This window comes from Catonella sp., assembly GCF_052169795.1.
Classification (GTDB): domain Bacteria; phylum Bacillota; class Clostridia; order Lachnospirales; family Lachnospiraceae; genus Catonella.
On the sequence record NZ_JBQNBU010000094.1, the window covers coordinates 1 to 7,390 of the forward strand.

The 7,390-nt window shown below is 33.9% G+C and carries 10 protein-coding genes; all 10 read right to left on the reverse strand.

The features are described 5' to 3' along the window. Nucleotides 1-79: 79 nt before the first annotated feature. The 10 genes from ACTTKP_RS10325 to ACTTKP_RS10370 all read right to left on the reverse strand — a co-directional run bounded on the left by ACTTKP_RS10325 (nucleotide 80) and on the right by ACTTKP_RS10370 (nucleotide 7,137). Nucleotides 80-955, reverse strand: coding sequence for an ATP-binding protein (locus tag ACTTKP_RS10325; protein ID WP_442553820.1), 876 nt, complete (start codon nucleotides 953-955; stop codon nucleotides 80-82). A 569-nt stretch (nucleotides 956-1,524) separates the two neighbouring features. Continuing rightward, complete coding sequence (locus ACTTKP_RS10330; RefSeq protein ID WP_442553821.1) at nucleotides 1,525-1,914, reverse strand: bleomycin resistance protein; 390 nt, start codon at nucleotides 1,912-1,914, stop codon at nucleotides 1,525-1,527. 42 nt (nucleotides 1,915-1,956) lie between these two features. Then, the gene (locus tag ACTTKP_RS10335; protein ID WP_442553822.1) at nucleotides 1,957-2,502 is read right to left on the reverse strand and encodes a GNAT family N-acetyltransferase; all 546 of its coding nucleotides are present in this window, start codon (nucleotides 2,500-2,502) and stop codon (nucleotides 1,957-1,959) included. Nucleotides 2,503-2,585: 83 nt separating this feature from the next. Continuing rightward, the gene (locus ACTTKP_RS10340) at nucleotides 2,586-2,882 is read right to left on the reverse strand and encodes a Txe/YoeB family addiction module toxin (protein WP_442553823.1); all 297 of its coding nucleotides are present in this window, start codon (nucleotides 2,880-2,882) and stop codon (nucleotides 2,586-2,588) included. Beyond that, nucleotides 2,883-3,137 carry a type II toxin-antitoxin system Phd/YefM family antitoxin gene (locus ACTTKP_RS10345; RefSeq protein ID WP_442553824.1) on the reverse strand — a complete coding sequence of 85 codons (255 nt, stop codon included), beginning with the start codon at nucleotides 3,135-3,137 and terminating at the stop codon, nucleotides 2,883-2,885. A 265-nt stretch (nucleotides 3,138-3,402) separates the two neighbouring features. After that, nucleotides 3,403-3,579, reverse strand: coding sequence for an integrase (locus ACTTKP_RS10350; RefSeq protein WP_442553825.1), 177 nt, complete (start codon nucleotides 3,577-3,579; stop codon nucleotides 3,403-3,405). A gap of 388 nt (nucleotides 3,580-3,967) precedes the next feature. Continuing rightward, nucleotides 3,968-4,915 carry a RhuM family protein gene (gene rhuM, locus ACTTKP_RS10355; RefSeq protein WP_442553826.1) on the reverse strand — a complete coding sequence of 316 codons (948 nt, stop codon included), beginning with the start codon at nucleotides 4,913-4,915 and terminating at the stop codon, nucleotides 3,968-3,970. Next, nucleotides 4,902-5,150 (reverse strand): helix-turn-helix domain-containing protein, encoded by a 249-nt coding sequence (locus tag ACTTKP_RS10360; RefSeq protein ID WP_442553827.1) that lies wholly within the window; start codon nucleotides 5,148-5,150, stop codon nucleotides 4,902-4,904. Before ACTTKP_RS10360 ends, rhuM begins: the two co-directional genes overlap by 14 nt. 830 nt (nucleotides 5,151-5,980) lie before the next feature. Next, nucleotides 5,981-6,442, reverse strand: a complete 462-nt coding sequence (locus ACTTKP_RS10365) for an HIT family protein (RefSeq protein ID WP_442553828.1) — start codon at nucleotides 6,440-6,442, stop codon at nucleotides 5,981-5,983. Nucleotides 6,443-6,534: 92 nt separating this feature from the next. Continuing rightward, on the reverse strand, nucleotides 6,535-7,137 hold the full coding sequence (locus ACTTKP_RS10370) for a class I SAM-dependent methyltransferase (protein WP_442553829.1): 603 nt from the start codon (nucleotides 7,135-7,137) through the stop codon (nucleotides 6,535-6,537). Nucleotides 7,138-7,390 lie beyond the last annotated feature (253 nt).

Genomic DNA, 7,390 nt, shown 5'->3' on the forward strand with positions numbered 1-7,390 from the left:
ACATTTCATAATTAAATAAAAGGGTATGCAATTATACACACCCTTTTTCATCTTACTGAATCCTGTGATATTTCAAATTCTACTTAGTTACCCACATTCCATCCCTTTTTGAGCCTTTTCTTTCCAATAACCCATGTTCTTGAAGTTTTGAGCATATTTTTTTGACTCCTCCCAAACTTAGGCCGGTAGCATCAGCTACCTCTTGTAAATTACTTACTATATTAGATGACATATATTCATAAACATGTTTCTGATTATCTGTCAGGTTATTTTTCACTTTTCCCTTGTTTACACGGTTTATAATCTCTTCACGCTCAAGTTCCAAAGGAATAGTAACCTTAATCATTCCATCTGCAAATGAAAATGCACTCCGTCCATATTTGTCAACAATCGTTGGAACGCCATGACCACTTTGTTCTGCATATTTTGCTGCCATAAATATTGTTAATAAGCTTTTATTTACAGGAACACTGGTTCCTGCAAAGAACCCTTCAATAGGAAGAGAATATGGAAGTCCACCATATGAAACTACCTCTATCCTATCATCATACATATATACTGAAGGTGCAATAGCGTTATTCCAGTCATTGTGGAGACAGGCATTAATCCATGCCTCTCTAAAGCTTTGAAAGTCAAATAAAGTAGTTTCCATTCGTTTTGAAGAATTTATATTAACTTTAGTTGTATTTATTGATTCAAAATACCCGGCTATTTCAGATAATGATTTAAGCAGACATTTTCCTCCATACTCAGTCCTCTTTGACATTACACTCTTATCTCTGCCTTCAAAAACAACAACTTTCATAGACAAATCATTTTCATCTGACATCAGATATGCATTAAAGTTAAATTTACCATCACGATTAAGCAGTCCATAGTTGCCGTAAAATTCCTCAGAGTCTTTTGGATGTATTCCACTTCCGGATAATTCGGCGAAAAAAGCATTAAATGTCAAATTCTGTTTAGGTGATGTTTTCTGCCTAAATTCATTTTATGGCCTCCATACTACATAATTATAAAGTCTACTATAAAGTCTACTCAAAGTCTACTTTTACATATTAATTTTTTATTTTTATGTATTTATTAACTTTGGCACCAATTTCATGCTTTAGCCGATACAGAAAAGAAGCCCCTCTTCGAAGCTTCCCTACCCTCATAACTATTCATTTCTATCGTGGACAATCCAATTGTTAATTAATTGACAATTTCCAAAACAGGGGGGTACAGATCACTCTACAAGACCCCCAAACCCTTGATTTTAAGGAATTCTTAGAAGAAAATACGCATTTTACCATGCAGATGAATAGTATTTGGTAATAAATTTATTCCTCCTAAAACGCCTTATTTTCCCTATTTTACAAGGTTTTTCCCATTCTGTAGAAATTGGTTAAACCTACATATATATAAGAATATACTTATCTTGGGTTAAGATTTGCTAGTTATCAAACATCATACTATCCAATTCCTTGCTTTGCTTAAATTTTGGATAAAGCAATATAGAGTAGATTTACAAACTTGAAGTTATCAGTTTGTAAATCTCAATAAGTATCCATTGGGATCTTGAATCAAGAACTCCATCTGTATTTCTTCTATTCCGTTAACCAGATATACACTTTGGGTCAGTTTTTTGTAAATCTCTAATTTTTTGCTTTTCACTAATTTATATAGGTTTTCAATATCATCAACTGCTATGGAAAAATTTATTCCTCTTCCTAAAGGATAGATTAATTCCCCTGTGCTCCACCCCTCATCATGAATTTGTTCAAACATAAACTGACTATCTTGAAAAGACATAAAAACAAATTTCTCTTCCTGTCGTTCGTACTCTATTTTAAATCCTAATTCTTCGTAAAAATTTTTAGTTTGAAGAATATCAAAAACTGATAATTCAGGAATCAAATTATTAAAATCCATACCAACTTCTCCTAAAATTCCAATTAGTATATCGAAAACTTTTTAAATACCTTTTACCATTTTTATATTGTTGTATCGCGTTCCATCCTCCAAAATAAAAGCATTAGGAGTTTCTCCCACTTTGATGAATCCAATTTTCTCATAAAGAATTTTGCCTCTTTCATTGCCTGAGAAATAATCCAGTTCAAGTTGGGAAAGCCCCCATTCCTTAGCATAGTCTTCAAGACATATAAGCAACTTCTTTCCTATTCCTAAGTTCCAAAATTCTTTCAGCACAGAAACAGCGACATTCCCTCGATGGCACATTTTCTTTTTACTCAGCCTTGTAAGCGTGCCATTTGCAATCAGTCTTCCATCCATTTCGACAACAAGCATAAGGATATTATCAGATTCATTAAAGCCTTTTATTATTTTTTCTTCCTCTTCTGCAGACATGGTTATTTCTTCCGGATAAGAATACAAAAAATCAGATTCTCCCATGACAGTTTTCAAATATTCAACAGTTTCTGCCGCATCCTTTACTTGAATCTCTCGAATTTTGCAAATTCTGCCATCTTTTAGTTCAAAATTTATTGGTGTGTATTTCATATTCAGCACCTCACTATCTATTTATTTTAGCATAATGTCAAATCATTCCTGTTTCAATATATTTGTATTATTTTTGTGGAAATTTACCTCATTCCATCATAATGTGTCCACATACATGCCACCTTCACTATTCCTTCATATTCTACATCATCTTCATAAGTCTCCTGAACAGAAACTTCGTAAACTAACCTATGCTGTATATTTATTCTTCTTGAACAGAAACCACTTAGATTCCCAACCAATTTCTCATATGGTGATGGTTCTTTGAATGGATCATTTGCTATGATATTTAGAAGTTCTTTTGCTTTTCCATCAAGTCTGGCACCCTTTAATAGTTTTTTGTCCTTATCTGCCTGTTTACTGAATTTAATTAAATACATCTACCACTCCTCTTCCGGATTATAAGATGTACACTCAGAAACATCTTCTTCTCTGGAGTCCAAAATACTTTGTGCCATACTCGGTATGGAATTAAGATACAAAGTTTCCTGAATCGCCAGCCAATCATCTTCTGATACTAATACTGCATTTTCCCCTCTATTATTTGTTATTGTTATAGGCTCAGAGTATTCATTGACATCTGAAACTGTCTTATATAAGTTAGCTCTTGCCTTTGTTATACTAATTGAAGTCATGACATCATCTCCTTTCGCCTTAAATATAGCGTACTTTTTAGCGTACGTCAAGCTATAGTCAATTACAATGTTCATTTATTAATATATAGTAATTGAATTTTTGCATTCATTTGAATGTTACATTAGAATTTAGCGCATAGAGCAAGCCGCCTGATATATCATTTATCATTACATAACATCTGCATGATTACTATCAAAAATGACCACGACAGCATATTGCTACCGAGGTCATCATCCTTATTTTTTATTAAATTGCCTTGAACATTTACTGACTTACAGGCTTTTCTCCGGTTACCTTTTTAACTTCTTTCCTTGCTGCATTAAGTTCTTCAAGCCTTACCATCTCGTCCTTGGCATCATCAAAGCCAAGGTGAGTGTAAACATTCATTGTGACGGAAATGTCAGAATGCCCCATAAGGTACTGAAGGGTCTTGGGGTTCATCCTTGCCTTTGCCTAAATTCATTCGACAACCTCCCTGCTCTATAATTATAAAGTCTACCTTAAAGTCTACTCAAAGTCTACTTTGCAATTTTAACTTTTGAATTTATTAATTTCGCCATTAATCTCGTGCTTTGCCCAATAAAGAAATGAAGCCCGTCTTCGAAGCTTCTCCCCTGGCATAACTTTTCATTTTTATCGTAGACAGTCCAAATGTTATTAATTTAACATTTTCAAAAACAGATGGCATTTTACTTTGCTTAATTTGTTTATACTCACAACTTTGTCTGGTGCAAAACATCATCCTCGTCGTAAGTAAATCTCGATAACTCTGATTTTGACTTATTTCATTGTTTATTCGTTCTTTCTAAACAATAATCTCCACTTAGTCTTATTTCATGCAATTCATAATAATGGTAATCATCATTTCCATCTCTTCCGGTTTTGATTCGGCAATCATAATTGTGAGGGCTACAAGTGTATGGTCATCAATTGTTTTCTCACCATCAACAAATAGTACTCCATTCTTATCCAGAAAATACAAAAACATTGTCGCAGCAATTCTTTTATTTCCATCCAAGAAACTATGATTCTTGGTTACAAAATATAATAAATGTGCTGCCTTCTCCTCAAGAGTCGGATATAAATCCTGTCCGGCAAAAGACTGATAAATATTACCGATACTTCCTTCAAAGGAGCCGTCTTTTTCTTTTCCAAAAATGTCTGATTCATCACCAAATCTCATACTTGCAATTATCTCCATACATTCTTCATATGTAAGCACATATGTTGCTGCATTACCTTTTGGTCTGGACATATTCTGGTGATCATAAGCATCCAGCAAATCCAGAGCAGTACTGTATCTTTCAATAACTGAAAGAACTTGCTTACTATCCAATGAATTCTGTGTACGCTTCATAATCTGTATTACCTCACCAAGCTGTGCGATACGATTATTATTCACCGCATATCCCCTCAATATATACTGTCTTAACACTGAGTTTGCCCACTTACGAAATTCCACACCACGCTTAGATTTAACACGATATCCGACAGAAATGATAACATCAAGGTTATAATACTCAATAAATCTTTCAACCTCTCTACCACCCTCATTTTGAACTGTCGCAAATTTTGCGACAGTTGAATTATCCAATTCTTCACTCAATGCATTATTGATATGTTTGCCAATAGTCTTTATATCTCGATCAAACAGCTCAGCCATTTGATTTCTACTCAGCCAAACCATCTCTTGATTCACCGGCACTGATAATGTTACATCTCTGTCTTCTGTTTCAAATAAAATAAGTTCATTGTCTTTGTTACTATTGTCTTTCATCCTCATCACCATCCTCGCTTACAATTTTCTCAACTCCCTTTTCTTTCATCAACTCCTGCATGCGAATATAATATTCCAAAAATCTAAATACATATGATGGAGCATTTCTATGCCCTAACTCCCATTCTGTCACTGTTCTATAAGGAATATCAAATTGTTCACAAAACTCTTTTCTATTAAGCCCTGTGGATTCCCGCAATTCTTTCATCCTATTCTGAAATGTCTTTTCTTCCATAGCTACCCCCTTTACTCATTGAGTAAATTATATCACATTTCATAATTAAATAAAAGGGTATGCAATTATACACACCCTTTTTCATCTTAAGGAAACCTGTGATTTATCTCATTCCATCCCTTTTGGAGCCTTTTCTTTCCAACGACAACCTCACTGCTCTATAATTATAAAGTCTACCATAAAGTATACTCAAAGTCTACTTTACAATTTTAACTTTTGAATTTATTAACCTTGCTATTAATCTCATACTTTGACCAATAAATAAAAGAAGCCCCTATCCGAAGCTTCTCCTCCCCTTCATAACTATTCATTTTTATCATGGACAGTCCAATGGTCAATTAATTAGCAATTTCAAAAACAGGTGTAAAATAGGGGCACAAATCACTCTCTTACACTCTCAAAACCTTGATTTTAAGGCATTTTCAGAGAAAAATACGATTTTGCCGTAGCAGATGAATAGGACTTTTATGGGTGTCATCATTTACCTCCTATTGCTCTAAAACATCCTATTTTATAAGGATTTACAAGATTATTGTGAAATGCTCAGAAATGACGTAACACAGAAAATCAGAGCAATATTTAGCAAGTTATTACTGAAGCTTAGTAGTAAAAATATTAATTGAGTTTCCGCAAACGTTTCCGCAAACTGTATTGAAGTATTTTTGTTATCAAATTTTGCTGCAACCACTTGATTATCCAATTCTTTCATCCCAGTTAAGCCATCACCGATCTCGTGTCGACGACACACTATAATACCCTGAGACACTGTTCTGGAAAGTTAGTCGGATCATTCAAAAGATACTCACTGGCAAAGTTGCATTTAGTGAAATTTAGCGATTCAGCCATTCCTTTATCAGCGTAAACACCTTTTCTTTATCTTTATCAGGTATTGATCGGTTTTTATTTACGGTATAATGATGACCAAACTCGTTATCAATATATGTGTTTCCGTTAAGCATCACCGGTTTATCATATCTTGGCCTAACATGAATATGAAGATGAGGGTTAGGATCTGAATCTTTATAGAAGCTATTCATCAAACAACTCCAATTACTTAAGGTTGCTCCTAAAGCAGTCTTAATACAGGTCTCTACTTTATAAACAAGCTTGTGAAGCTCTTCCCATTCATCATCTGTTAGTTCTGACAATGAACCGCAGTGACGCTTTAAAACCAAAATACATCGTCCGATATAATCCTGTTCATCGGCAAGAAAAATAGACCAAAATGTACTTTCGTACACCAGAAACTGTTTATCTTTTTCAGATAGATTGCACCAACTACAATTTTCCATTTTTCTTACCTCCAAATTCAAATTTGCTATTAAATTTCCATGAACATTTTCTGGCTTATCGGCTTTTCCTCGGCCACCGTTTCAACTTCTTTTCATTTACTCACATTGATAATAGCAATATCGCAAGACATTCGTCCTCTTACAATCTCAAATGTAACATCATCATATCCCATTTCTTCAAAAAATCTCTTATAGGATGCCTCATCAAATCTATTGCTAAAATTTGCCCCTATTTTCTCTAATAACTTAACTGCCAGCTTATTAGTTCTTTTATCGCCTTCTATGTATGTTGGAATTATAAGTTTACCACCATCTTTACATACACGAGTTAATTCCCTTAAGGCGGCTTCCGGTTCCGGCAATAAATGAATTACATTACCCGCTACAACCGCATCAAATGAGCAATCTTTCGCTTTTAATGAGGTAATATCAGCTTTCTTAATAATTACATTATCAAATCGACTAAGCTTCTTTTTTGCCTGCTTTAGCATTCCTGTAGAATAATCTGTTGCGTACAGTTTACTGCACTTTGGGGCAATATATATGCCTATCGCACCTGTTCCACAAGCGCACTCAAGGACTGTATCATTTTGATTAATATATTTTGCTACGCTTATTCCTGTTTCCCTATATACTTTTTTATTATAGATATTTTCAAACAAATCATATAATCCTGCAACTTTATCCCAGAACATAATTCCTCCTTAATTCAATTTGTAATTCATTCACAACTTTATTTTTTTCTCATAATCCAAAAGATACCAAATTCATTTTTATTAAAAATACGTTATCGAAAATACGATATCATATTTCCATCCATTCTCTCATATGGTTGTGGTTTTTTATCCTTATCATCCTGCTTACTGAATTCAATTAAATACATCTACCACTCCTCTTCCGGATATTTCAATCCCCATTCACTTCGAAATTTTGTCATCAATTCCATAA

Bases quoted from the DNA above. Each gene is read 5' to 3' on its own strand.
- ACTTKP_RS10330 (WP_442553821.1), bottom strand. From the start codon at position 1,914: ATGGATTTTAATAATTTGATTCCTGAATTATCAGTTTTTGATATTCTT.
- ACTTKP_RS10335 (WP_442553822.1), bottom strand. From the start codon at position 2,502: ATGAAATACACACCAATAAATTTTGAACTAAAAGATGGCAGAATTTGC.
- ACTTKP_RS10340 (WP_442553823.1), bottom strand. From the start codon at position 2,882: ATGTATTTAATTAAATTCAGTAAACAGGCAGATAAGGACAAAAAACTA.
- ACTTKP_RS10345 (WP_442553824.1), bottom strand. From the start codon at position 3,137: ATGACTTCAATTAGTATAACAAAGGCAAGAGCTAACTTATATAAGACA.
- ACTTKP_RS10350 (WP_442553825.1), bottom strand. From the start codon at position 3,579: ATGAACCCCAAGACCCTTCAGTACCTTATGGGGCATTCTGACATTTCC.
- rhuM (WP_442553826.1), bottom strand. From the start codon at position 4,915: ATGAAAGACAATAGTAACAAAGACAATGAACTTATTTTATTTGAAACA.
- ACTTKP_RS10360 (WP_442553827.1), bottom strand. From the start codon at position 5,150: ATGGAAGAAAAGACATTTCAGAATAGGATGAAAGAATTGCGGGAATCC.
- ACTTKP_RS10365 (WP_442553828.1), bottom strand. From the start codon at position 6,442: ATGGAAAATTGTAGTTGGTGCAATCTATCTGAAAAAGATAAACAGTTT.
- ACTTKP_RS10370 (WP_442553829.1), bottom strand. From the start codon at position 7,137: ATGTTCTGGGATAAAGTTGCAGGATTATATGATTTGTTTGAAAATATC.